Origin of the sequence: Proteus vulgaris (assembly GCF_016239305.1) — a bacterium.
GTDB lineage: Bacteria > Pseudomonadota > Gammaproteobacteria > Enterobacterales > Enterobacteriaceae > Proteus > Proteus vulgaris_C.
Window position 1 is genome coordinate 1 of the sequence record NZ_JAEHOQ010000037.1, and the last position, 23,188, is coordinate 23,188.

22 protein-coding genes are annotated in these 23,188 nt (G+C 37.8%); 13 read left to right on the forward strand and 9 right to left on the reverse strand.

Features of this window, described 5'->3' with window-relative positions:
- The first annotated feature begins 259 nt into the window (after positions 1–259).
- The 6 genes from JEP40_RS18090 to JEP40_RS18115 all read left to right on the forward strand — a co-directional run bounded on the left by JEP40_RS18090 (position 260) and on the right by JEP40_RS18115 (position 6,367).
- Positions 260–898 (forward strand): vWA domain-containing protein, encoded by a 639-nt coding sequence (locus JEP40_RS18090; protein WP_198624667.1) that lies wholly within the window; start codon positions 260–262, stop codon positions 896–898.
- A 17-nt stretch (positions 899–915) separates the two neighbouring features.
- A complete protein-coding gene (locus tag JEP40_RS18095) occupies positions 916–1,557 on the forward strand; it encodes a TerD family protein (RefSeq protein ID WP_196554824.1) in 642 nt (213 codons plus the stop codon).
- A complete protein-coding gene (locus JEP40_RS18100) occupies positions 1,557–2,195 on the forward strand; it encodes a vWA domain-containing protein (protein ID WP_198624668.1) in 639 nt (212 codons plus the stop codon). The genes JEP40_RS18095 and JEP40_RS18100 overlap by 1 nt, the downstream gene beginning before the upstream one ends.
- 105 nt (positions 2,196–2,300) lie before the next feature.
- Positions 2,301–3,341 carry a TerY-C metal binding domain-containing protein gene (locus JEP40_RS18105; RefSeq protein ID WP_198624669.1) on the forward strand — a complete coding sequence of 347 codons (1,041 nt, stop codon included), beginning with the start codon at positions 2,301–2,303 and terminating at the stop codon, positions 3,339–3,341.
- Entirely contained in the window at positions 3,341–4,840 is a 1,500-nt protein-coding gene (locus JEP40_RS18110; protein WP_232799357.1) for a PP2C family serine/threonine-protein phosphatase, read from the forward strand. Before JEP40_RS18105 ends, JEP40_RS18110 begins: the two co-directional genes overlap by 1 nt.
- 27 nt (positions 4,841–4,867) lie before the next feature.
- A complete protein-coding gene (locus tag JEP40_RS18115; protein ID WP_198624670.1) occupies positions 4,868–6,367 on the forward strand; it encodes a helix-hairpin-helix domain-containing protein in 1,500 nt (499 codons plus the stop codon).
- Positions 6,368–6,470: 103 nt separating this feature from the next.
- Here JEP40_RS18115 and JEP40_RS18120 read toward each other — a convergent pair whose 3' ends face one another.
- Positions 6,471–6,896, reverse strand: a complete 426-nt coding sequence (locus JEP40_RS18120) for a TonB family protein (RefSeq protein WP_198624671.1) — start codon at positions 6,894–6,896, stop codon at positions 6,471–6,473.
- Positions 6,897–7,154: 258 nt separating this feature from the next.
- Between JEP40_RS18120 and aes the strand changes: the two genes are divergently transcribed.
- Entirely contained in the window at positions 7,155–8,123 is a 969-nt protein-coding gene (gene aes, locus JEP40_RS18125) for an acetyl esterase (RefSeq protein WP_198624672.1), read from the forward strand.
- Between the two features lie 29 nt (positions 8,124–8,152).
- Here aes and JEP40_RS18130 read toward each other — a convergent pair whose 3' ends face one another.
- Positions 8,153–8,866: an NUDIX hydrolase gene (locus JEP40_RS18130; protein WP_198624686.1), complete on the reverse strand. Its 714-nt coding sequence runs from the start codon at positions 8,864–8,866 to the stop codon at positions 8,153–8,155.
- A 153-nt stretch (positions 8,867–9,019) separates the two neighbouring features.
- Between JEP40_RS18130 and JEP40_RS18135 the strand changes: the two genes are divergently transcribed.
- Together JEP40_RS18135 and JEP40_RS18140 are read left to right on the forward strand one after the other, a co-directional pair.
- On the forward strand, positions 9,020–10,039 hold the full coding sequence (locus JEP40_RS18135) for an SPFH domain-containing protein (protein WP_109400006.1): 1,020 nt from the start codon (positions 9,020–9,022) through the stop codon (positions 10,037–10,039).
- A complete protein-coding gene (locus JEP40_RS18140; RefSeq protein WP_198624673.1) occupies positions 10,039–10,983 on the forward strand; it encodes a sugar kinase in 945 nt (314 codons plus the stop codon). The genes JEP40_RS18135 and JEP40_RS18140 overlap by 1 nt, the downstream gene beginning before the upstream one ends.
- Before the next feature lie 2 nt (positions 10,984–10,985).
- Here the strand turns inward: JEP40_RS18140 and tetR are convergent, their stop codons facing one another.
- The gene (tetR, locus tag JEP40_RS18145) at positions 10,986–11,609 is read right to left on the reverse strand and encodes a tetracycline resistance transcriptional repressor TetR (RefSeq protein ID WP_198624674.1); all 624 of its coding nucleotides are present in this window, start codon (positions 11,607–11,609) and stop codon (positions 10,986–10,988) included.
- A 94-nt stretch (positions 11,610–11,703) separates the two neighbouring features.
- Here tetR and tet(H-J) point away from each other — a divergent pair, with 94 nt between their 5' ends.
- Positions 11,704–12,900: a Tet(H)/Tet(J) family tetracycline efflux MFS transporter gene (gene tet(H-J) / locus JEP40_RS18150; RefSeq protein ID WP_198624675.1), complete on the forward strand. Its 1,197-nt coding sequence runs from the start codon at positions 11,704–11,706 to the stop codon at positions 12,898–12,900.
- A gap of 74 nt (positions 12,901–12,974) precedes the next feature.
- On the opposite strand, the gene JEP40_RS18155 is transcribed toward tet(H-J), so the two are convergent.
- The 6 genes from JEP40_RS18155 to JEP40_RS18180 all read right to left on the reverse strand — a co-directional run bounded on the left by JEP40_RS18155 (position 12,975) and on the right by JEP40_RS18180 (position 19,015).
- Complete coding sequence (locus JEP40_RS18155; RefSeq protein WP_198624676.1) at positions 12,975–13,742, reverse strand: class I SAM-dependent methyltransferase; 768 nt, start codon at positions 13,740–13,742, stop codon at positions 12,975–12,977.
- 90 nt (positions 13,743–13,832) lie between these two features.
- Entirely contained in the window at positions 13,833–15,455 is a 1,623-nt protein-coding gene (locus tag JEP40_RS18160) for an ABC transporter substrate-binding protein (protein WP_198624677.1), read from the reverse strand.
- 28 nt (positions 15,456–15,483) lie between these two features.
- Positions 15,484–16,416 (reverse strand): oligopeptide/dipeptide ABC transporter ATP-binding protein, encoded by a 933-nt coding sequence (locus tag JEP40_RS18165; RefSeq protein ID WP_198624678.1) that lies wholly within the window; start codon positions 16,414–16,416, stop codon positions 15,484–15,486.
- A gap of 1 nt (position 16,417) precedes the next feature.
- A complete protein-coding gene (locus tag JEP40_RS18170; RefSeq protein ID WP_198624679.1) occupies positions 16,418–17,212 on the reverse strand; it encodes an ABC transporter ATP-binding protein in 795 nt (264 codons plus the stop codon).
- A gap of 1 nt (position 17,213) precedes the next feature.
- A complete protein-coding gene (locus tag JEP40_RS18175; protein WP_198624680.1) occupies positions 17,214–18,074 on the reverse strand; it encodes an ABC transporter permease in 861 nt (286 codons plus the stop codon).
- Between the two features lie 5 nt (positions 18,075–18,079).
- Positions 18,080–19,015 (reverse strand): ABC transporter permease, encoded by a 936-nt coding sequence (locus tag JEP40_RS18180; protein ID WP_198624681.1) that lies wholly within the window; start codon positions 19,013–19,015, stop codon positions 18,080–18,082.
- Between the two features lie 1,597 nt (positions 19,016–20,612).
- Between JEP40_RS18180 and ecpA the strand changes: the two genes are divergently transcribed.
- The 3 genes from ecpA to JEP40_RS19240 form a co-directional block, all read left to right on the forward strand.
- Positions 20,613–21,212 carry a common pilus major fimbrillin subunit EcpA gene (ecpA, locus tag JEP40_RS18185; RefSeq protein ID WP_198624682.1) on the forward strand — a complete coding sequence of 200 codons (600 nt, stop codon included), beginning with the start codon at positions 20,613–20,615 and terminating at the stop codon, positions 21,210–21,212.
- A 72-nt stretch (positions 21,213–21,284) separates the two neighbouring features.
- Entirely contained in the window at positions 21,285–21,971 is a 687-nt protein-coding gene (locus tag JEP40_RS18190; protein WP_198624683.1) for a hypothetical protein, read from the forward strand.
- Between the two features lie 24 nt (positions 21,972–21,995).
- A partial coding sequence (locus tag JEP40_RS19240) for a TcfC E-set like domain-containing protein (RefSeq protein WP_198624684.1) occupies positions 21,996–23,188 on the forward strand: 1,193 nt, incomplete at its 3' end.

Genomic DNA, 23,188 nt, shown 5'->3' on the forward strand with positions numbered 1-23,188 from the left:
TTACTCCAATTAAGACTAATCAATAAAAAATATCTTGAATAATAAATGTCCGTTAACCACTCAAAATAAAGGTGAAGATAGATTAATTTCTCTTTTATTTTACTTTTTATACGATCTTCTTTCAGATTAATAATATTGGACAATCATCACTGCGTTTTTTTCCTAATTTAATTAAACTAAGCATAATCTCAATTCAACACGTTCATCAGTCGGTTAGTATATTAACCGCTTATTCCTATCTCACTAACAGGATAAATGCATGAGAAGATTGCCAGTTTACCTTTTACTTGATACCTCGGGTTCTATGTATGGCGAACCTATTGAAGCAGTAAAGAATGGCGTTGAAATGCTCTTATCAACATTACGCCAAGATCCTTACGCATTAGAAACCGCCTATATTTCTATCATCACCTTTAATTCAACCGCACAACAAATTGTTCCACTCACTGATTTAATTAACTTTAGCGTACCTGATTTAGTCGCAAGTGGAACTACAGCATTAGGTGAGGCACTCACATTAGTTTCTGATCGTATTGAAAATGAAGTGCAAAAAACAACCGCTGAAACTAAAGGTGATTGGCGTCCGCTTGTTTTTGTAATGACTGATGGCACACCAACAGACGATTGGAAAAAAGGCGTTGAGAAATTTAAAGCAGCCCGTACTGGTGTTGTGATTGCCTGCGCAGCAGGACAATCTGCACAAACGGATGTACTAAAAAATATTACTGAGATTGTATTACGGCTAGATACGGCAGATTCTAACACTATAAAGTCATTCTTTAAGTGGGTTTCAGCCAGTATTTCTGTCGGTAGTCAAAAAGTCGATTTAACCAAGAAAGATATTAGTGATCTTGATGACTTACCACCACCTCCTCCTGAGGTTAACGTTGTACTTTAAATAAAAAAGGAATGAATATGTCAGTAAGTTTAAAAAAAGGACAAGGTGTTAGTTTAAAGAAAAATGAATATGACCTTTCCTCTGTCACTATCGGTTTAGGTTGGGATATCAACGAAGAGAAACGTGGATTTTTGGGCGGACTTTTTGGTAAGAAAAGCGAAGAATACGATTTAGACGTTATCGCCTTTTTATGTGGTGAAAACGGCAAGGTCAATGATCTGGGTAAAATTGAAGGTGGACAACCTTCTCTTGTTAATGGCGATATTATTTTCTTTAATAGCCTTAAACACAAATCCGGACAAATTTGGTTAACAGGTGATAACCGTACAGGCGCTGGTGATGGGGATGATGAACAGATCATCGCAAAATTAAATACCCTAGATCCTAAATTTACCAAAATCGTCTTTATTGTTCAGATTTACAATGGACGTGAGCTACAACAACACTTCGGTAAAGTACAAAATGCCTTTATCCGCGCCGTTGATGCCAAAAATGTAGAAATGGCTCGTTTTGATTTATCAGGAGGCGAAGCCTTCAATAATCAACGCTCGATGTTATTTGCTGAATTAGTCAGAGAAGAAAATGGCTGGAAACTTAACGCTATTGGCGAGCCTTCAAGTTCAGATAGTTTTGTTTCTTACTTAAAGGACTTTACCTAATGAGAAGACTTCCTGTTTACTTACTTATTGATACATCTGGATCAATGAGAGGTGAATCCATTCATGCCGTTAACGTAGGAATACAAACAATGCTAAATGCATTGAGACAAGATCCCTACGCACTAGAAAGCGTACATATCTCTATTATCACTTATGATAATGAAGCGCGTGAATTTATTCCATTAACGGCATTAGAAGATTTCCAGTTCACCGATATCACCGTTCCTAGCTCTGGTGGCACATTTACTGGCGCAGCTCTTGAATGCTTAATCAAGTGTGTTGATCGTGATATTAGACGCTCTGATGGTGATCAAAAAGGTGACTGGCGCCCGCTGGTCTTCTTAATGACAGACGGCACACCTTCTGATGCCTATGCTTATAGTGAAGCCATTAAAGAAGTAAAAAAACGCGCATTTGGTTCGATCATCGCCTGCGCAGTTGGTCCAAAAGCCAAGCATGACCACCTAAAAGAGCTAACATCTCAAGTGGTAGCGTTAGAAACACTAGACTCCAACGCCTTCTCAGGCTTTTTCAAATGGGTCTCTGCCAGTGTAGCATCCGGCAGTTCCAGTGCCGGCATTAATACCGATAAAGACACACTACCGCCACCGCCTCCTGAAATTCAGTTGGTACTGTGATCCACAAAAGCAAAGCGCTAAAACAGGCTTTGCTTTTATTTTATTTAGGCTTTGATTTATCCATCACAAATCTATAACAGCCACTAAAAGTGATAAGGTATAACAATGAGAAGGCTACCTATTTTCTTTGTTTTAGATTGCTCAGAATCGATGATAGGTGAAAACCTAAAAAAGATGAATGACGGTCTTACGACTATTATTAGCGACCTCAAGCGAGATCCTCATGCTCTTGAAACTGCTTGGGTTTCTGTCATTGCCTTTGCTGGCGTTGCAAAAACTATTGTTCCACTCACTGAAGTTGTCTCTTTTTATCCACCTCAGCTTCCTCTTGGTGGTGGTACATCACTAGGCAGTGCGTTACGAGAGCTTACTCACCAAATCGATACTCAAGTAAGAAAAACCACACTTGAGCAAAAAGGCGATTGGAAACCTGTCGTTTACCTTTTAACAGACGGCAGACCTACCGATGATTACGCACAAGAGATCAAGCGCTGGAAAGCCCACTACGCTAATAAGGTCAACTTAATTGCAATTGGATTAGGCTTCAGTGCTGACTTACACGCGCTATCACAATTAACTGAAAATGTGCTGTTATTTACTGAAGCACAAGAAGGTGATTTTACCCGTTTTATAAAATGGATAACGATGTCTGTAGTTTCTCATAGTCGCAGTGTTGGCGAAGAAACACCGCCACTTTTAAGCAAAACCGAACAAATTGTTCGCCTTGCCAAAGAGGATATAGCTCGTGCCTATGATGAATCTTGTGTCACGTTTGTCGGCCGTTGTAGCCACACTCGATCGCCTTATTTAATGAAATATGAACGCCCACCAATGAAAGCCTCAGGACTTGATTTTAATCTAAACCTCAATGGGTTTAATTTAACGGGTTGCTACACCCTAAACGAAGATTACTTTGCATGGAGCGATCTCAGCGCTACGGCATATCAAGTTAATACCAGTGAACTTCATGGTACTCCTGGTTGTCCTTATTGTGGCAATGCCACCGCCTTCGCGGTTTGCCAATGTGGCAAATTACTCTGTGTAAATGGTCCTGAAACGGTTATTTGCCCATGGTGTGATAACAACATCACCTTTGGAGATAACAGCAATCAATCTGACTTTGATGTCACTCGAGGTAAAGGCTAATGGATAAAAAAGCCCTACTCACAAAACTGATTATTGATGATACGCTAACTTCGCAGCGCATTCCTGTACATGAAGAGCTGATTATTGCGTTATATGAAGATGCAGAAATCGCTCAACATATTGATTTTATTATTGATAAAATCAAAGTGAAAACAGCAGAAAAAATAACACTACAAGACAAAGTACAACCTATTCTTCTGTTATTACCACCTGCCCACAATTTAGCCTCTGACGAAGCATCATTACCAAAAGAAAATCCATTAAAACCGGGGCAAATTCCAACGCACTCATCACCCATGCCAATAGAAAAACCGATTATTCACCGCCCTACGGCCAAAATTACCCTTTCTAATGCCAAAGTAGGTAGCGAATTTAATTCATCAATTAATATTGAATTAGATACGCTTGATACTGCACAAATTGAGTCCGTAAATTTTCCTGAAGATCTCGGCATAACCTTTGATACCGAAAGTTGTTGCTTAGTTGGTATACCAACAAAAAGTGGTAATTTCACACTGACAATAAACTGGTCTGTAAATTCAACGCATTACCACAATGATGTGTTATTAATCATTAATCCAGATCCTCGTAGCTTATGGCAAATTAACGAACCTCCCGCAGATAGCCCTTATCCTAAAGCACACATTGATAGCAAACTTATTCTTGAAGACGGCATTCGTATTGCAGGAGCAAGTCGTCGCGGTCGCTCTCATGAACATGCAGGTACATTCCGCGATGATGATTTTTATATTCATCACAATAGCAAAAGCCAATGGAATATTTTAATTGTCGCTGACGGTGCAGGCAGTGCTCGCTACTCTCGTGAAGGTTCACGCATTGTCACCAAAGTCGTCAGTGAATACCTTGAAGAACAATTGAACATTGAGAAAAACCCAGTATTAGCACCTTATCTCAACACTATTCACCAATGGGATGATGAGAACGAGAAAAGGCAAGTAGGTAACTTTTTTTCTAAGCTATTTCACAATGCGTCACAGCTTGCAATTAATCACTTAAAAAATGAAGCCATCCGTATTAATGAGCCCGTAAAATCGTTTTCAACTACACTGTTGGCAACGGTGACTTTACGTATCAATGATGAACTATTTGCGGCTGCTTTTTGGATGGGTGATGGTGCAATTGCAGCTTATGGACCCGCTGGAAAAGTCCGTGTTTTAGGTATTCCTGATAGCGGTGAATATGCAGGTCAAACCCGGTTTCTTGATGATAATGCACTCAATGATATTGAATTTAATCGACGCATTATTATTGGTAAATGGAGCGAAATTTCACACCTGATATTAATGACAGACGGTGTGTCTGATCCGAAGTTTGAAACAGATAACGGCTTACAAGATCCCAATAAATGGGCAGCGCTTATTGATGAAATATCGCCTTGTTTAGCCTCACCGGAAACCGCTGATAAAACACTGGCCGAATGGCTAAATTTCTTTTCAGCAGGCAATCACGATGACCGCACTCTGGTTGTGGCTTGGTGATCATCAAAGAGAAAATGGGTGAGTTTCATGGCTGATATTATTACCTGTACAACACAAAGTGGGAAAACCGTCCAGTACGTCAATGAAATTATTGGCTCTGGCTCAATGAAAGATGTCTACTTTTCCCCTGACAAAACCTATGTTGTTGCCTTTTATAAGACAAAACAAAATACACAAGCCAAAGATAGAATTGATATGATAACAGGCTCTTATCGCCATAATATCTTTGAGCAAAGTGGTGGTGAATACTGGAAAGATCTTTTTTGCTGGCCAACTGATGTTGTTGAACATCAAGGCAAAATCGGTATTGTGGTGCCGACGTATCAATCCCACTTTTTCTTCAAATATGGATCTAAAAACAATGACTTTCTTGCTATAAAAGGCCGAGAAAAAGAAGGTAAATGGTTTGCAAGCGCCAACAACCAAAATAAATTTCTCGATCCTAGAGAAAGAGGCAATTTATTAAATTACTTGAAAGTCTGTTTATTGCTCTCTCGTGCAGTACGTCGAATGCATGCGGCAGGTTTATGTCATAGCGATTTAAGTTATAAAAACGTCCTTATCGATCCTGAGCAAGGTCATGCTTGTGTGATTGATATTGATGGTTTAGTGGTTCCTGGAAAATACCCACCTGATGTTGTCGGAACACCTGATTTTATTGCACCAGAAGTGGTAAAAACCAGCCATTTGCCAAAAGAAGATCCTAACCGTATTTTGCCAAGTATCACCACTGATAGACACGCCCTTGCGGTATTAATCTATATGTATCTGTTTTATCGCCACCCTTTACGGGGCGGTAAAATTCATGATCTTGACGATGAAATGCGTGATGAAACACTCTCTATGGGTGAAAAAGCACTGTTTATTGAACACCCAACAGATCGTAGCAATGCAGTAAAACTTAATCAGGTAAAACCGTCATCTCTACCTTGGGCTGATCCTGAAAAAATCCCATACACTATTATGGGTCCGTACCTGACGCCTCTTTTTGAAAGAGCCTTTATTTCAGGGTTACACGAACCTTCACAACGGCCTACCGCAGATGAATGGGAAACCGCTTTAGTCAAAACGGTAGATTTGGTTCAGCCTTGTCAGAATAAAGATTGTGAACAGCAATGGTATGTTTTTTCTGGAAAAACACACCCTGTGTGCCCTTATTGTCATACGCCATATAAAGGGCAATTGCCGATTTTAAATCTCTACTCTTCCCGTAAAGCCGGTAGCTTCAGGCCTGACGATCACCGTTTAATGGTCTGGAGTAATCAATCGCTGTTTCCTTGGCACGTTAATCGCCTTATTGCACCCAATGAGCGCACCACAAATGAACAGAAAAAGCGTGTAGGTTATTTCGTTTATCACAATTCAACATGGTGGCTTGTTAATGAGCGTATTAATGGATTAATGGTATTGCCGGAGAAAAAACAGATAGCGATTGGCGATAAAATTGCCTTAACTGACGGATTGCAATTTGTATTATCGACAGACGAAGGCGGGCGACTTGTTGTGGTGCAATTAGTCTCAAATTAATAAAGTAAGAGAATAATCCGTTTAGTTTATGGCGGGTTATTCTCTTTGTTATCTTATTAGCTTTACTTTTATTAATGGTGTTATTCCTAAAGCTATTTTTAAATTAACGTTTAAATTCCATTGTTAAATTTAAATCTTTTGTCGGTTTTCCTGACTCATAACGCCATTTTTCCATAGCATTAACAGCCGACAAACCAAAAACCTCCACTAAAGGGGAATCTAACATCCTAATATTTTGAACATACCCATTTTCATCAATATCAAATTTAATATTTAACGCCCCCTCAATGCCTTGAAAATACGCTTTTACAGGATAATTAGGAAATACCCGAAATAAATTTTTAGGGCGATTTTTAACCGTAAGATTTGGCTCATTTATTTCACTCTGAGTCAGTTTCTCAGGTTCATTGACTAATTTGGGTTTCAATAACAAATTAGATTGTGCATCCGGCTGTATTGATTGAGTAGCACACCCATTTAGTAAACTGGTACTGCAAAATAAACTTAAAATAGCTAATTTTATTTTCATTTTTCTTTTATAAAAGAAGATTAAATATAAGGATATAATAACACATCTCATAATCATTTTTATTCTTAATAGCGTTATTTAGTTAAGAAAAACTGTGCAATCAATCCTATTTTGGCCATCCTCTTTAAATCTAAGTCAGATCACAATTTCATATTTCACCCTTTCCATTTAGCGTTAACGTTCAATATTGGATATCAAGATCTCAGTTTATTAAGCCTCATTATTTACAATACCCCACAGTGATAATTGGAGGCATGAATGAAAACTAAAAATAAAATCAATGTGCTAGAACTTATTTCGCCAGAGATGAAACAAGTGATGCAATTTTATGCAGATAATCCGCAACCCGCACCAGAGAATGACAGCTATCCATCAATGCGCCTTGCTTATAACCAAGATAGGCGTTATTGGAATGCGGATGCACCAGAGATGTTTAATATAAAAGATATTTCGGTTAGTACTTCTTATGGAAATGTATTAACACGTCTTTATCAACCCAAGGAAAAAACACCCGCAACGCTCTATTATCTGCATGGCGGGGGGTTTATTTTAGGAAATTTAGATACTCACGATCGCATTATGCGACTACTTGCCAGTTATACTGGCTGTACTGTTATTGGTATTGATTATTCATTGTCACCGGAAGCGCATTATCCTCAAGCCATTGATGAATCAGCACAGGTTTGTCAATATTATCATCAACATGCAAAATACTATGATATTAATACTCAACGTATTGGTTTTGCTGGTGACTCCGCAGGTGCCATGTTATCACTTGCCACCGTATTATGGTTACGTGACAAACACATTCACTGTGGCAAAGTGAGTGCAGCTTTACTTTGGTATGGGTTATATGGCTTACGTGATTCCACCAGCCGTCGACTTTATGGTGGTGAATGGGATGGATTGCGCCAGCAAGATTTAGAAGAGTATGACAATGCGTATTTAACCGCACTTGGCAGTCGTGACGACCCGTATTATTGCTTATTTAATAATGATTTAACTCAAGATATTCCACCTTGCTTTATCGCCAGCGCACAATACGATCCACTTATTGATGATAGTGTGACGCTATTTAAAACCCTAGAAGCGCATCAATTACCTTGTGAATATAAAATGTATTCCGGCACATTACATGCCTTTTTACATTATTCACGTATGATGAAAGTGGCAGATGACGCCATTCGAGATGGCGCTCACTACTTTATAAAACAACTAACTTTGTAAAATAGTTGGCTTTATAAACAAACGACTTTTTAAAACTCAAGATTACGAATAAAGCGATAATCCGCAGATGCCTCTTTGAGTCGATACAGACTGGCGGGGCGTCCTCTTTCAGCCCGTTTTTCTCCTGTATCAATCAATAAATCTGCTTGTTCAATGCGTCGTCTAAATGATTTTTTCTGGATCTCTTTACCAATCAAAATTTCATGAACATGCTGTAACTCCGGCAAGGTAAACACTTCGGGTAATGTAAATCCGGGTACAATTGAATAGAGTGATTTTTGCTTTAAACGTTCTCTTGCTTGTGTAATTAATTGTTGATGATCAAAAGCTAAGCTTTGTTGTGTAACCTTATCAATCGGCAACCACATTACCGAATCCACGGTATCAATATGAGCTTCGCACGCTTGATGTGCCATTAACGCGGTATAACAGACTGTCACCGACCAGCCTCTTGCATCGCGCTGATCATTTCCCACTGAACAGAGTTGCTCAATATAAGGAGGGATCACACCCGTTTTCTCTTTTAATTTTCGTAGCACTGTGTCTTCAAGGCATTTGTCCTGTACTTCATCGACAAACCCACCGGGTAAACCCCATTTTCCTTTTTCAGGATGCTCCCCTCTTTTCACTAATAATACTTTTAACTGCTCTTCATGATAAGTAAACAGTACAGCATCAACGGTGATCAATGGCGATAGGAAATCACGACGGTTATAACTGGCTAAAAAATCTTGTTCATTCATGGCGTAAGCTTTATTAGAAAATGATGAGGCTATTTTAAGGTTAAACAGCAGAAAATCAAATTTTGTCATAAAGACACTAAATCAGTTGACAAGAATAGTGTCCATAAGACACAATGCAGTTATTGTCATAAAGACACTTAATAAGGAAATACTATGTTTAACTTAAATTATTTTAAAGCTGACTCATCAACATTCATCATTAAATCCGTTAATGGCAAAATCCGCCAACAAGGTAAGGGTTTGAGTTTTTGGTATAACTCAGCCACAACCTCTATTGCCGCCTTACCTTTAAATGCACAAGAAGCGCCATTTATTTTTAATTTCCAAACCGCAGACTTTCAAGGCTTACGCATTCAAGGACAAATTTCATTTCAGGTCAAAGCCCCTGAAAAAGCGGCAGAAGTGCTCAACTTTAACTTGAGTAAAAACGGCAAGTCTTATGCCTCTGAGGATCCACTCAAACTCAGTGACCGTGTTGTACGTATTGCACAAACCTTAATTCAAGCAAAGATCCAAAGTACCCCACTTAGAGAAGCGTTATTACTGAGCCAATCATTAGTGACCTTGGTGATGGAACAATTAATTGAACACTCATCATTAGAAGCATTAGGTATTGCCATTTTAGATGTTTCTATTGCAGCAATCACACCATCACCAGAAACCCTAAAAGCGCTAGAAGCCGAGGCAAGAGAATCCTTACTGAAAGAAGCCGATGATGCAATCTATGCGCGTCGTAAATTCTCAGTTGAACAAGAACGCACCATTAAAGAAGCAGAATTAGAAACTGACTTATCCGTTCAACGTAAACGACAAGAAATTGAAGAGGCACGTTTAGAAAACGAACGTACATTATTACGAGAACAAGCAGAGATTGAAAAAGAACGTCTTGAAGCCAAAGTGAATGCTGAAGCAAAACGCAAAGAACTCGTCGCATTAAGTGCTGAAAATCAACGAACACAATCAGAAGCTGATGCCTACGCCATTGAAGCCACCATGCGTGCTTACCGTGAATTACCCGTTGAAAACTTAAAAGCAATGGCGCTAGCAAAAATGGATTCGCAACAGTTAATGGCAATGGCCTTTGAAACTTTAGCGCTTAATTCAGGGAAAATCGGCGAATTGAATATCACTCCTGATTTATTTAGCCAATTTATGAAAAAAGGAGGTAAATAATGCAACGTAACAACGATTTTCGCTTCGTGTTAGTGATGAGAAAAAGCCGCTTGCAGGAATTAATCGAGCGCTTTAATACTTGGTCACAAGCTAAATTTTATTTGGAACACAACAATGTTGAGGTAAAGGATTACCTCAACGAACACAATCTATATCAAAAACAATTAACGCAAGCCGAATTGATTTTAAAATCATTAGGACGCTTCCAGCTATTAGAACGAAACTTATTACCTAGCTATCAATTTTCACCCCACGATATTGTCGTAGTGATTGGTCAAGACGGACTTGTCGCTAATACGCTGAAATATCTCAACGGACAGCCTATTATTGCAATTAATCCTGATCCATCAAGATGGGATGGTAAATTATTACCTTTCGAAATAGGGCAATTAAAAGAGACGGTGATTAATACCATTAATCAAAAAATGCCATTTAAAACAGTCACTTTCGCACAAGCAACAACTAATGATGGTCAATCATTATTAGCAGTTAATGACTTATTTATTGGTCCTAAAAGTCACACTTCTGCGCGTTATATTTTGCAATGGGGTGGCGCTCAAGAAGCACAATCCTCATCAGGCATCATTGTGTCAACGGGATTGGGATCGACTGGATGGTTTCAATCCATTCTTGCTGGCGCAATGGCAATAACAGGAGACGCTTCGCACCCTCTGTTACAAGGGTTTAACTGGGGTGATCGAAAGCTACAATTTAGTGTCAGAGAACCGTTTCCTAGCAGAACAACAGGTGTCGCACTGACTTTTGGCACTATTGAACCGGACTCACCATTACAATTAGAATCTTTGATGCCAGAAAATGGGGTTATTTTTTCTGATGGCATCGAAGATGACTATTTACAGTTTAATGCAGGCTGTATAGCGTATATTGGTATCGCTGACATACAGGGGCAATTAATTAGCCAAAAAGGACGTCAGCGAATTTAGATTTATTGAGTATTACGTAACACCGTTTCAAGCCCTGAAATCATCACATCAAGGACAAATAAAAACGCAGCATCACCATTATCACTATCCATAATAGCAACAGCCTGAGTTAATAATGGCGGATAGTGAATAGCATTGGGTTCTGTTTTTTCACGCTCTTTTTGGCTTTCTTGGTGCTCTTGAGTTTCAAGAACTGAACCTAATGTAAAATGCGCAATAGAACTCAAAGCATATGTGGCTTGAGATAAACTAAATCCGGCATCACACAAAAACTGTAATTGCAGTTCTGATGTCTCAAATTGGTTTTCAGACGGGCGAGTTCCTGCATGAATTTTGCCACCATCACGATACATTAATAAGGCTTGGCGAAAGCTTTTCGCGTTATTTCGCAAAAAATCCTGCCATGTTTCATTAGGCAATGGCAAAACATGATGATGATGTTTTTGCAAAATAGTTTCTGCTAATGCATCTAACAACGCACGTTTATTCTTCACATGCCAATACAATGTGGGTTGCTCTACCCCTATTTTTTGCGCTAATTTGCGTGTTGTTAGACCTTCGATCCCCACTTCATTAAGTAATATCAACGCATTATCAATAACTTGTTCTTTATCTAGCTTTGCCATTATCTACCTCAAAGTAAAATAGCCTTGACAATCTATCACTGATAGAGATATTTTACACTCACTCTATCACTGATAGATTTTTTTTAGGATCTCAATGAATAAATCAATTGTTATTATACTGCTGATCACCGTATTAGATGCCATCGGCATTGGGCTTATCATGCCAGTACTCCCTACGCTATTAAATGAATTTGTCAGTGAAAATTCACTCGCAACTCATTACGGTGTGCTATTAGCGCTCTATGCTACCATGCAGGTTATTTTTGCACCTATTTTAGGACGTCTGTCTGATAAATACGGCAGAAAACCTATCTTGCTGTTTTCCCTTTTAGGCGCAGCGATCGATTACCTCTTAATGGCATTCTCAACGACTCTTTGGATGCTCTACATTGGGCGCATTATTGCGGGCGTCACAGGTGCAACAGGTGCTGTATGTGCATCAGCCATGAGTGATGTTACTCCCGCTAAAAATCGAACTCGCTATTTTGGCTTTTTAGGCGGCGCTTTTGGTGTTGGTCTTATTATTGGCCCAATGTTAGGAGGATTATTAGGTGAAATAACTGCTCATACTCCATTTATATTTGCTGCTATTTCACACTCGATCTTATTAATACTCTCATTACTATTTTTTTATGAAACACAAAAGAGAGAAACGCAAGTTACAAATACATGCACTCAAACGGCATCAAATTCAATCACGGGGTTTATTAAGAAAAACCTCTATTTTTGGCTGGCTGCCTATTTTATCATCCAACTTATCGGTCAAATCCCTGCCACTATTTGGGTGTTATTTACACAATACCGTTTTGATTGGAATACGACATCGGTCGGTATGTCTTTGGCAGCTCTGGGTGTATTGCATATTTTCTTTCAAGCGGTTGTCGCTGGGAAATTAGCACAGAAATGGGGCGAAAAAACCACCATTATGCTCAGTATGTCTATTGATATGATGGGCTGTTTATTATTAGCTTGGATAAGCCAAGTTTGGGTGATATTACCCGCATTAATCTGCTTGGCTGCTGGAGGAATGGGACAACCTGCTTTACAAGGTTATTTATCAAAATCTGTTGATGATAATGCGCAAGGGAAACTACAAGGTACACTTGTAAGCTTAACCAATATCACGGGTATTATTGGCCCACTCTTATTTGCCTTTATTTATAGCTATAGCATCGCTTATTGGGATGGTTTGCTATGGCTGATGGGGGCAATATTTTATGCCATATTGCTTATTACGGCTTATTTTCACCGGAGATCAGCAACACCTAAAACCGTTACTTCAGTACATTAATACTAAAAATTACAAATATCATAAAAGTCCTATCCACCATTAGTTATGTTGATAGGACTTTATTTTTATCGCAACTAATAAGCTATTTTTACCCGAGGCTTACTTGCCGCAATCATAAACATCGGTGTTGAGCGATAAAGGACTTTGCGTTTTTCATCATACACTCGCTCATTAATATTGGTTAAACAAGTCAGTTCTGAATAACCAAGGGTTACTAATGTATCAAGATCCCATTGAGGTCTAATTTTTTGACACATCGGCATGCTTTTACGGTAATCGAGCATCGCATCACTATAACCTGCAGGCTTTTCATTAAACAGTGCGGTATATGCTTCAATATCTTCACTATTCTTCTGATTTAAGGAGCCATCAAATAAATAGCGATTCCAGTTAGCATCAAAAATCAGTGTTCTTGCCCCCGGTTTTAAGACACGTAACCACTCTTTATAACCCTGTTTTGCATCTAATAACGTCCATGCCACATTACGACTAATCACCAAATCAAAGTGATCATCAGGGAAAGGCAGGCAATGGCTATCACCTTGCATCACTTCAACATCGACTTGGTAAGCTTCAAAGTTTTTCTTCGCAACATCAACCATCGCATCTGTGCAATCTATTGCCGTCACTTTATGCCCAGCTTTCGCCATAATGATAGAGAAAAAGCCAGGGCCCGTTCCCACATCCAGTACCTTCAATTTGCCCTGTTGACCACAATATTCATGAATAATATTCAACCACGCTTCTCGCTGAAAACCGTTTAATTCTAGTTGGATCAAGTTACTGTAATTTTCAGCACCCTCTGTCCAATTTTTTAATAATTTATCTTTTGAGTCCTGCATAACAAAACCTATCAGTATATAAACTAAAATAAATCAACAAAATTACGGCGCCACAAAGATCTTATAAAGATAACAAGAGCGCCGTAGAGGCTATTTTTCAGGTGTGTGAGGTACAGTGAGTTTTTCCCACGCAACAGGTGCGTAGTTGTTCACGCCAACTTCAAAATTAGCCACTTTCTTAGGATTAATAGCAAAGTTGGTGACGGGATGATAAACCGGTGCCGTGATCGCCTCTTCGCTAATAAAAGTCATAATACCGTCATAGCCTTTTTGACGATCTTCTTCATTTAATGTTGCTAAGGTTTTATAAATCATGGCAGAGAGATTTTCGTCATACCATGCTTTAGCTTGCTGATTATTCGCTTGGATATCGTAGATCTCTAGCATAGAACTATGAGGCATCCATGAGTCAGAAGCGGTACGCATTAAAGCCATATCAAAATCTTTCGATTCCAATGTAGATTGGGTATAACCATTACGATCGAGTATTTTTAAATTAACTTGAATACCCGTTTGTGCTAATTCCGCTTGAATAAATTCTGCAAGGGTTTTCCATTCTGGGAATTCATCGGTTGTCAGTAAGAAAGAAAACGATAAAGGCTTACCTTCTTTTTCAAAAATACCTTGGGTATTTTTGCTATATCCTGCTTCAATTAATAATGCCTGTGCTTTATCTTTATCCCCCGCTAAGGTGTAGTTATTATTTGTACTGGCATAAGGTACTCCCGATTGATACATTCCAGTCGCTTCTTTACCAATATGGTTAAAGAGATCTTCTGTAATACTTTTTTTATCAATAGCGTAGTTAATTGCTTGGCGAATACGCTTGTCTTGTAACTCTGGAGTCCGTTGATTAAAGGCAATAAAGTGAGAACTTAGCGTATCAGCAGTAAATGTCTCAAACTTTTTGTCTTGTTCTAATTCCTGAATATTTCCCATTGGAATTTTACCAATCAGATCACCACCAATAATATCTACCTCACCACTTTGTAAGGCAAAAACACGTGCTTGACCATCAGGAACAACTTTAAAAATAATGCGATCTAGCTTTGGTTTCTCGCCCCAATAGTAAGGATTTGGTACCAGTGTAAAGCTTTTATCTTTTTCATAACTTTCTAGCATCCAAGGGCCTGTTCCGACTGGTTTAGTAAAGGTTTTACCCTCTTCACCTAACGAAGCTGGGCTTAAAAAACGTACAGGTCGAGGATAGGTCATTTCCATTAAAATAGGATAAGAAGGATTTTTGTAAGTAATACGCACTGTATGTTTATCAATGGCTTCCATTGAGTCTACTAATGTTGCAGTAATTTGACTATAACGAGGATTATTCACCCAACGTTTTAAATTAAAAATAACTGCGTCGGCATCAAACGGGGTACCATCTGAAAACTTCACATTTTCACGCAGTTTAAAAGTATAGGTTTTACCATCTTCTGAAATATCCCAACTGGTTGCTAATGTTGGAATAATCTTACCTTCACCGCCATCTTCTGTTAAACCGTCATAAATCATTTTAAAGACAAAATGAGGTCCGTTATAACTGGCAGCATCAAGCATATTCATCGCACCATCACGATAAATAGCAACAACGACTTCTTTTTTCTGCTCAACTTGAGTGGTGTTTTCTGTTAGTTTTTCATCATTACAGCCCGTTAATGCGGTTATTGAAAGAAAACCAACTAATAAAGTTCGGTGTATTAATTGCTTAAACATATTCTTTTCTCTTTCCATCTTATTGTTATTAATGCGTTATTTTATGGCATGCAACCCAGTGGTTAGATGCAATTTCTATCAAAGGAGGATTTTGTTGCTTACAGATATCTTGTCGATTTAAACAACGGTGGTAATAAGGACAACCCATTTGTGTTTTGGGTGCATCGGTGTAGATCTGTTGCTTAAAAGGTGTGCGTTGTGAAGGATGAGTTGGCAATACTGCAGACAATAAAGTTTGGCTATAAGGATGTTGAACACCGTTATCCATTTTAGGAATAACTTCAACAATATGACCAAGATACATCACAATAATCCGATCACTCACAAAGTTAACCGCTGAAATATCATGAGAAATAAACAGATAAGTGAGTTGTAATTTATTTTTAAGCGTATTAATTAACGTCAGAATTTGCTGTTTTAACGCAAAATCAATACTAGAGACAATTTCATCACACACCACAAATTTTGGCTCAAGCACTAACGCTCTTGCAATACCAATACGTTGTTTTTGCCCACCTGAAAGCGCATCAGAATGTCTTGATAAAAAAGAGCTGTCTAATCCGACTAACTCTAATGTTTTACCAATAAGCTGCTGTCGCTCTTGGCGAGTCAGATTTTTATAATTAATGAGTGGTTCAGCAATAATTTGTTCTACGGTAAAATAAGGATTAAACGTATCTGCACTGGCTTGAAAGATCATCTGCATATTTTGGCGAATTTGACGCATCTGTTTAAAACTAAAATGCGTGATCTCTTGCTTTGAAAAGGTGATAACCCCTTTATCACTTTGTTCTAATTTCAGTAATAATTTACCAAGCGTCGTTTTTCCACATCCAGACTCCCCCACAACACCCAACGTTTCACCTCGATAAATACAAAATGAAGCATTAGCGACAGCACAGGTCGTGATCCCTTTTTTTTGATAATATTTAGCAAGATTTCTTACTTCGATTAATGGCATCTTATTCTCCCCGATTTATTGTTGAGAATAGACGTTGGGTATATTCATGTTGAGGCTCATCAAAAAGTTGAGACACACTGCCTGAACTCACAATATCACCTTGATACATCACATAAACGTTATCGGCCATTTGCGCTACAATGCCTAGATCGTGAGTGATCAGCAAAATCGCGATCCCTAATGATTTCAAACGATCAATTTCATATAAAATAGCCGCTTGCGTGGTGAGATCTAAAGAAGCCGTTGGCTCATCCGCAATAACCACTTGTGCTTCAGATAACAACCCCATCCCCACCATAATGCGCTGACACATACCGCCACTTAACTCAAATGGATATTTATTTAACAACTCATCCACATGGCTTAACCCAAGACGAGATAAAATATCTTTATATCGCTGTCGCTTTTCTGTTTTTGATTTCTTACGCCATAAAGGAGATAGCGATTCAGCAAAATGCTTTTCTATTTTAATGGTAGGATTTAAGGCACTTCTTGGCTCTTGGAAAATCATGGCAATTTTTTGTCCACGAATATTTCGCCACTGCCTTTCGCTTTTATTCGAAATAACATCACCTAGTAAAGTGATTTCACCAGAGACAACTTTTCCAGGTTTATCTACTAAATTCATTAAAGAGAGTGCGGTAGCGGATTTCCCACTTCCCGAACCACCAATCAGTGCTGTTATATTTCCAGCATAGAGCTCAAGGTCAATATTGTTCACCGCCACAAATTCACTCTTTTGTTGCTGAAAAACAGTTGTCAGCCCTTTGACGGATAAAACAGGTTTAGTACACATATTAAATCTCCTCCTGTTTTTTCAAATCTAAGGCTTTGGCATTGTTTTGTAAGACATCATTTAACCCTTCACCAATCATATTCAAGGCCCAGACGGACAACATAATGGCGAGTGCAGGATAGATAATCATCATGGGATATTGCGTCATATATTGCCGGCTATCACTTAACATCACTCCCCAATCCGCAATGGGGGGTTGTGAGCCTAAACCGATAAATGAAAATGCCGCAACGTGTGTGATCACTGCTGCAATACGTAATGTGGCAAGAACAATAATGGATGACATAGCATTAGGAATAATATGATGAAAGATAATACGACGATGAGGCGAACCGACAGACACTGCAGCTTGAATAAAATCTTTCTCTTTTAAAGCAATAACAGAGCCACGAATAATACGGGCAAAAGGTGCCCACCACAGAGCAATAAACACCAATAAAATCGTCATTAAACTAGGGCCTGTGATCCCAATGGCTGCCAATGCTAATAAACTTGATGGAAATGTTGAGGCTATATCAACAAGACGCATGATCAGGTTATCAGTTTTACCTCCAACATAACCTGCTAAAATTCCTAACGGAATACCAATACTGAGCATCAATGCCGTAGCTAATACCGCAGTAGAAAGGCTGGTTCGAATACCATAAATTAAGCGAGAAAAGACACAACGCCCTAATTGATCGGTTCCTAGAGGATAATCAAAACTGGCGCTCATTAGTTTCAATTTAACATTAGTCAGATAAGGATCATGAGGGGCTAAATAAGGCGCAAAGATCCCCAAAATCACCAAAAATAGAATGATCGCAACGCCAGTCATGGCTAAACGTTGTTGTAAGAATCGCTGTAGGAAGTTCAGTTGCATCGCGATCACTCCATCATTATTTTTGGATCGATAAACACATACAACACATCGATCAATAAATTAATAGCGATGTAGGTCACCGCAACAACAACGATATAACCTTGAATAACCGGTAAGTCTTTAAGGCGAATACTGTCTACGGCAAATTTACCAATTCCATTCCATGAAAAAATGGTTTCACACGCAAATTGCCCCCCTAGCAATTTACCAAAGTTCACACCAATTAACGTAATACAAGGTAAAACGGCATTTTTTAAACCATGACGGAAAAGAGCTTCTGTTTTACCCAGCCCTCTCGCCCTTGCAGCCCGAATGTAATCTGTATAACTCACCTCAATTAAGTTATTACGTAAAATACGAGTGTACATGGCTGCATAACCAGCACTGAGCGTTAAAGCAGGTAAGAGAATATTTTGCATACTGTCACCAGCAATCACTGGTGCAATATGTAGCTGGATCGCAAAGATATACAGTAACAATAATCCGAGACAAAAATCAGGTAAGGTCGCAGCCATTGTCGTTAAAAAACGAATACCATGATCAATCGGTGTATCTTTAAAACGTACCGAGGCTAACGCAATAGGAACACATAAAATGATAGCAAAGAGTGTAGACACCAATGCTAATTTTAACGTGGCAGGAAATCTATCCATAATTTCTTGGCTAACAGGCAAACCTGATTGAATAGAGGTACCAAAATCACCTTGTAAGGTATGTGCTAACCAACTTAAATATTGAATATACAAAGGTCTATCTAATCCAAGTTCTGTTCGTACCGCCGCAATACTATCGGGAGTTGGAATTATCCCCTTGCTTCGCAAGGTAATTTCAGCAATATCACCTGCTGAAATATGACTTAATATAAATGCCAATATACTGACAATAATAAGCATAGGAACAACTTGGATAAGTCGTTTAAAAATAAAGCGTTTAAAGTTCATGTTGTGATTTATTATAATGATAAATTTGGCGTCTAATAATTTAAAGCCAAAGTATAGTGATTAATCTTAATGAACTATTGATATAACACGTTATTAATTCAATTTCCTTAGAAAAATAAAAAATAAAACTTTTATATTAGATAACATCAAAAGATAATTATTTATATTTTTAAAATGGTTATAGGCAAGATTATATTTGGATATTTAGAAATAATAACACTTTATTTAGATTTTATTTATATGATTTAAAATCAAGGAGTTATAACAACAAAATAAGGATCAATTAAATATAATAGATTTTAAAGTAGCGTTAGTCATATTAATCTTTAATATCTATTTAAATGAAAGAGATGATAGTTATCTAAAAAGGCATTAATAAAAACGATCAAAAAACATTAATAACACTTATCAATAAAGGTAATTCATTAGAAAGCTAATTTTATTATTACGCAATCTATCATTAATTAATGATAGTAAAATTTTTCCTAAATAATTACTTTAATTTCTATCTAATACGATTAAATGACAAAATAAAACTGATATCAGTACATTGATGTTCAAAATCAACATTTGCTGTTTCTGCATTATTCGATTGCTAGCCCTTTTTACTTCTTTTTTACTAAACACAAAATAAAGAAAGTCGATAACAAGTAAAAACATCATCCATTCAGCTATTGATTTTCTTAAAAAAGTGCTGTTTTTAGTTAATAATCTATCTTTCTTATAAACACGGTAATTCGTATAGGATTGCATAATAGAGCATTTTGATTACATAGTTATCTTATGATGATCCTTTTTAACTATGCTTGCTCAAATAATAAAAACAAATAATTTATTATTATTTTACTTTTCATTCACATTGTTTTATCTTTAAATTGATAGAAACAAAATAATATTTTTATTAAATCTGGTTTTATTCAAACAAGAATTATTTGTAAAAACTTTTATATATTATTTTAGATCAATATTGGTTAGTCTTTTTTAGACGATCAATAAAATTTAATTTAATTTTCTTGTTCCCACTCTGTAATCTTTCGTATAAATCATTAAAACAAATCTAAAAAAGATACATTTCATTTAATTGTATCTTAATAAATGAATATGCTGGTATAAAAAATGTCTAAATGTAAAAAAATGTTTTTTTATATAATATTGATTAATTATTAACATATAAAATTTTTTATTTAATAATCGAAAAAAACTCGCATTTAGTGTAAAGATGCACACATTTAGTTAAAAAACACTTATGCTTTGTTTTTTTAGCATAAAACCCTATGAGATTAATCCTATCCTAATTAATATTTTTATTCGTAAAATTGACCCCAGATCAAGTTTGTAAATAAAAAAACTAATCAAGAAAAGAATAAATATTCTGACTTTTGATTCATAACTTCTTTTGCATATTAATTAATAGATATAAAGAAAATAAATATTCACAAGCTTCAATAATGCTTTCCATTAGGAATGTATATTTTATTTTAAATATGCATTTAACTAATAAACAATCAAATACCTAAATAACTGAATATAGTTAAAAAAACTCTCTGTTATTTAAAAACACTATGCTGTGAAAATAATCAACAAAGGATACTTCAATATGAAAAAACTGACATTAGCAGTTCTTGCAGTAGCTATTATGGGTGCGACTACTCTTGCTCAAGCTGATACTCGTAAAGCAAGCGCTGTTGCTTCATGGGATGCTAAAGCATACAAAGACACTAAAAGCATGTTAGTGGTTACACCTTTAAAATCATTAACCTTCAACTACGCTGAAGGTATTAAAGCATTTAACTCTCAAGACGGTGCTTTCGACATCACTATCCAAGGTCAACAAGGAGCAACTGATTTTAAACTGACGTCTAAAATCATCTCTGACAAATTAAGCCGCACAGCTGACGATAGCGAGTTAACTGTTGGTGTTAAATGGAATGGTACTGCATTAAGTGACTCAACAGAAACTACAATGGTTGATGTTAAAGGTGGTACAACCGCAGGTCTTGATTTCTTAGCTCAAGATGGCGCTTACAACGGTAAAGACCGCGTCAGTGGCCAAAGTCAATTCGCCTTCAATATCGCATCTGCAAAAATTGCTGGTGCTGATGCTAAATTCTCTGATTTAGCTGATGGTTACTGGGATGGCGACGTTAAAGTTCAGTTCACTGCAACTTGGGAAGGCGACTTCACTGCTACACCATAGTCTGTGATCCACAAAATTGTCTTTTAATCATAAAGGATGAGCGAGCTTTCGCTCTTCCTTCTAGGATCCATGATGAAAAAAATAATATTAGCCTGTTTGAGTCCTTTGATTTTTTATAGCCAATTTGCAGCAGCCATTCATGTCGGTGCGATCACCGAAACGATGCCATCTGACCAAACAATACTTGCCAAAGAAATTGAAAATAATGTCGATCAGGCTCGTTTAGTCGGATTATCTATTGAGCGTATTTCATCTCCATTGGATGATGGAAAAGTGCTCCCTTTAGTCAATAACGAGATTTTGATCTCACCAGCAAACTTAATTTTACCCGGTAAAACCAAAGAAAGTTTCAAGATTTTCTATAAAGGTCCCAGTGATAATCAAGAGCGTTACTACCGTTTAGTATGGCGTGACGATCCCGTGACTGAGACCGGATCAACACAGAGCGCCAAGGCCGCAACGGCAACGACGTCTGCCATGATAAGCACCATTTTAGTGGTTGCTCCTCGCCAAGAAAAATTTGATTACCAATTTGATAAAGAAGCGCGTGTGGTGTTTAACACGGGAAATAGTTCATTTCGCACTGTCGCCACTGGCGATTGTATGCCTGATGCTGTCACAAAAAATGAAAATAACCGCTGTAGTGAACGCTACTACGTTATGCCAGGCCTTGGCGTCAAACTCAAACAAGTCGATGTTCAAAGTAAAAAAGCAACTGTCGGCATTTGGCATAACGACGATTTTATTATTGTAAATTAATTTTTAATTTCATAAGGATCTATTGTGCGCAAATCAGTGGTGGCATTAGGTATTGCTATATTCCTATTGTCCGAGAATACATATAGCCAGCCCGCCAATTTAAAGATAGGTAACTATATTATTCCTAGTGTCTTTGCCACCGCATTAGAAGAAGGCATGACGATCCCTGTTTATTTACGTTACGATCTTTCTGAGCAATCGGTTTTAGAAGAGCAAAGCCGTAATAAAATTGCCGATGCATTAGTGGTGTTAAAAGACAATAAAATCACCATTAGCTCCGTGACACCGACCCTTGATGAAGGTGAAACACAAACAGCGTCCATCAATGAACAGCTCGTTCAATCATTAAATGAGCTCAAAGATAAGCCCTTTGATCAAAATAACACGATCACACTCTCTCCTGATGCGACGCTTAATTTTGATTTAAGCACTTTTATTATGTCGTTAGATGTCAATGAGGCGGGTCTGGCCACGCAAGTCAAAGCACGTTCGGAAATGTTAGGCAAATCAACGGTTGATAATGTATCTTCTGTCACCACCTATAATTTAGGTGTCTATAACAATAAGATGAAACAGCAAAAAGATAACACCAACAGTTATTTTTCAATCGATAGTATCTGGAGTTTTGCTGAAAACCACTTAAACCTGAGCGCCACGGCTTATGGATTAGGCACCGCAGAGCAGTCTTTTGATTTTTATCGCGCCATGTTTGAGCGTGACTTTAATGGTCGCCGTTTTGCTTTTGGTCTATTAAATACGTGGAACTTACAATCTATCGCATCGATGTCGGCGCTCAATAGCAGTAAAGTTTACGGTATTACTTACGGCAATAATTCCTCATCCAAAGTCAGTCACTCACAACTCTCGTTAACCCCGATCACCGTCTTTTTACCCAGTGCCGGTGAAGTACGCGTTTATCGTGATGGTAAATTATTAAGCATTCAAAACTTCCCCATGGGGAGTTTTGAAGTCGACACCGCCCCCCTCCCTTTTGGTATTTATCAAGTTGAAGTCGAAGTGGTTATTGATGGTAAGGTTCACGCCAAACAAGCTCAAACCGTCAATAAAACCTTCAATATGCGAGGCGCGACATTAAATGAGTTACGTTGGGAAATATTCTCAGGCTATGTAGATTACAAAAAACGCATTAAAAACAACAATAATGAATATCGCACGACCAGCGGCGATAATACGGTCTTAGTCGGGGGTGCAGGTGC

What these genes read in the sequence shown, in the direction of transcription:
- JEP40_RS18090 (WP_198624667.1), top strand. Translation starts at nt 260, where the DNA reads ATGAGAAGATTGCCAGTTTACCTTTTACTTGATACCTCGGGTTCTATG.
- JEP40_RS18095 (WP_196554824.1), top strand. Translation starts at nt 916, where the DNA reads ATGTCAGTAAGTTTAAAAAAAGGACAAGGTGTTAGTTTAAAGAAAAAT.
- JEP40_RS18100 (WP_198624668.1), top strand. Translation starts at nt 1,557, where the DNA reads ATGAGAAGACTTCCTGTTTACTTACTTATTGATACATCTGGATCAATG.
- JEP40_RS18105 (WP_198624669.1), top strand. Translation starts at nt 2,301, where the DNA reads ATGAGAAGGCTACCTATTTTCTTTGTTTTAGATTGCTCAGAATCGATG.
- JEP40_RS18110 (WP_232799357.1), top strand. Translation starts at nt 3,341, where the DNA reads ATGGATAAAAAAGCCCTACTCACAAAACTGATTATTGATGATACGCTA.
- JEP40_RS18115 (WP_198624670.1), top strand. Translation starts at nt 4,868, where the DNA reads ATGGCTGATATTATTACCTGTACAACACAAAGTGGGAAAACCGTCCAG.
- JEP40_RS18120 (WP_198624671.1), bottom strand. Translation starts at nt 6,896, where the DNA reads ATGAAAATAAAATTAGCTATTTTAAGTTTATTTTGCAGTACCAGTTTA.
- aes (WP_198624672.1), top strand. Translation starts at nt 7,155, where the DNA reads ATGAAAACTAAAAATAAAATCAATGTGCTAGAACTTATTTCGCCAGAG.
- JEP40_RS18130 (WP_198624686.1), bottom strand. Translation starts at nt 8,866, where the DNA reads ATGAATGAACAAGATTTTTTAGCCAGTTATAACCGTCGTGATTTCCTA.
- JEP40_RS18135 (WP_109400006.1), top strand. Translation starts at nt 9,020, where the DNA reads ATGTTTAACTTAAATTATTTTAAAGCTGACTCATCAACATTCATCATT.
- JEP40_RS18140 (WP_198624673.1), top strand. Translation starts at nt 10,039, where the DNA reads ATGCAACGTAACAACGATTTTCGCTTCGTGTTAGTGATGAGAAAAAGC.
- tetR (WP_198624674.1), bottom strand. Translation starts at nt 11,609, where the DNA reads ATGGCAAAGCTAGATAAAGAACAAGTTATTGATAATGCGTTGATATTA.
- JEP40_RS18155 (WP_198624676.1), bottom strand. Translation starts at nt 13,742, where the DNA reads ATGCAGGACTCAAAAGATAAATTATTAAAAAATTGGACAGAGGGTGCT.
- JEP40_RS18160 (WP_198624677.1), bottom strand. Translation starts at nt 15,455, where the DNA reads ATGTTTAAGCAATTAATACACCGAACTTTATTAGTTGGTTTTCTTTCA.
- JEP40_RS18165 (WP_198624678.1), bottom strand. Translation starts at nt 16,416, where the DNA reads ATGCCATTAATCGAAGTAAGAAATCTTGCTAAATATTATCAAAAAAAA.
- JEP40_RS18170 (WP_198624679.1), bottom strand. Translation starts at nt 17,212, where the DNA reads ATGTGTACTAAACCTGTTTTATCCGTCAAAGGGCTGACAACTGTTTTT.
- JEP40_RS18175 (WP_198624680.1), bottom strand. Translation starts at nt 18,074, where the DNA reads ATGCAACTGAACTTCCTACAGCGATTCTTACAACAACGTTTAGCCATG.
- JEP40_RS18180 (WP_198624681.1), bottom strand. Translation starts at nt 19,015, where the DNA reads ATGAACTTTAAACGCTTTATTTTTAAACGACTTATCCAAGTTGTTCCT.
- ecpA (WP_198624682.1), top strand. Translation starts at nt 20,613, where the DNA reads ATGAAAAAACTGACATTAGCAGTTCTTGCAGTAGCTATTATGGGTGCG.
- JEP40_RS18190 (WP_198624683.1), top strand. Translation starts at nt 21,285, where the DNA reads ATGAAAAAAATAATATTAGCCTGTTTGAGTCCTTTGATTTTTTATAGC.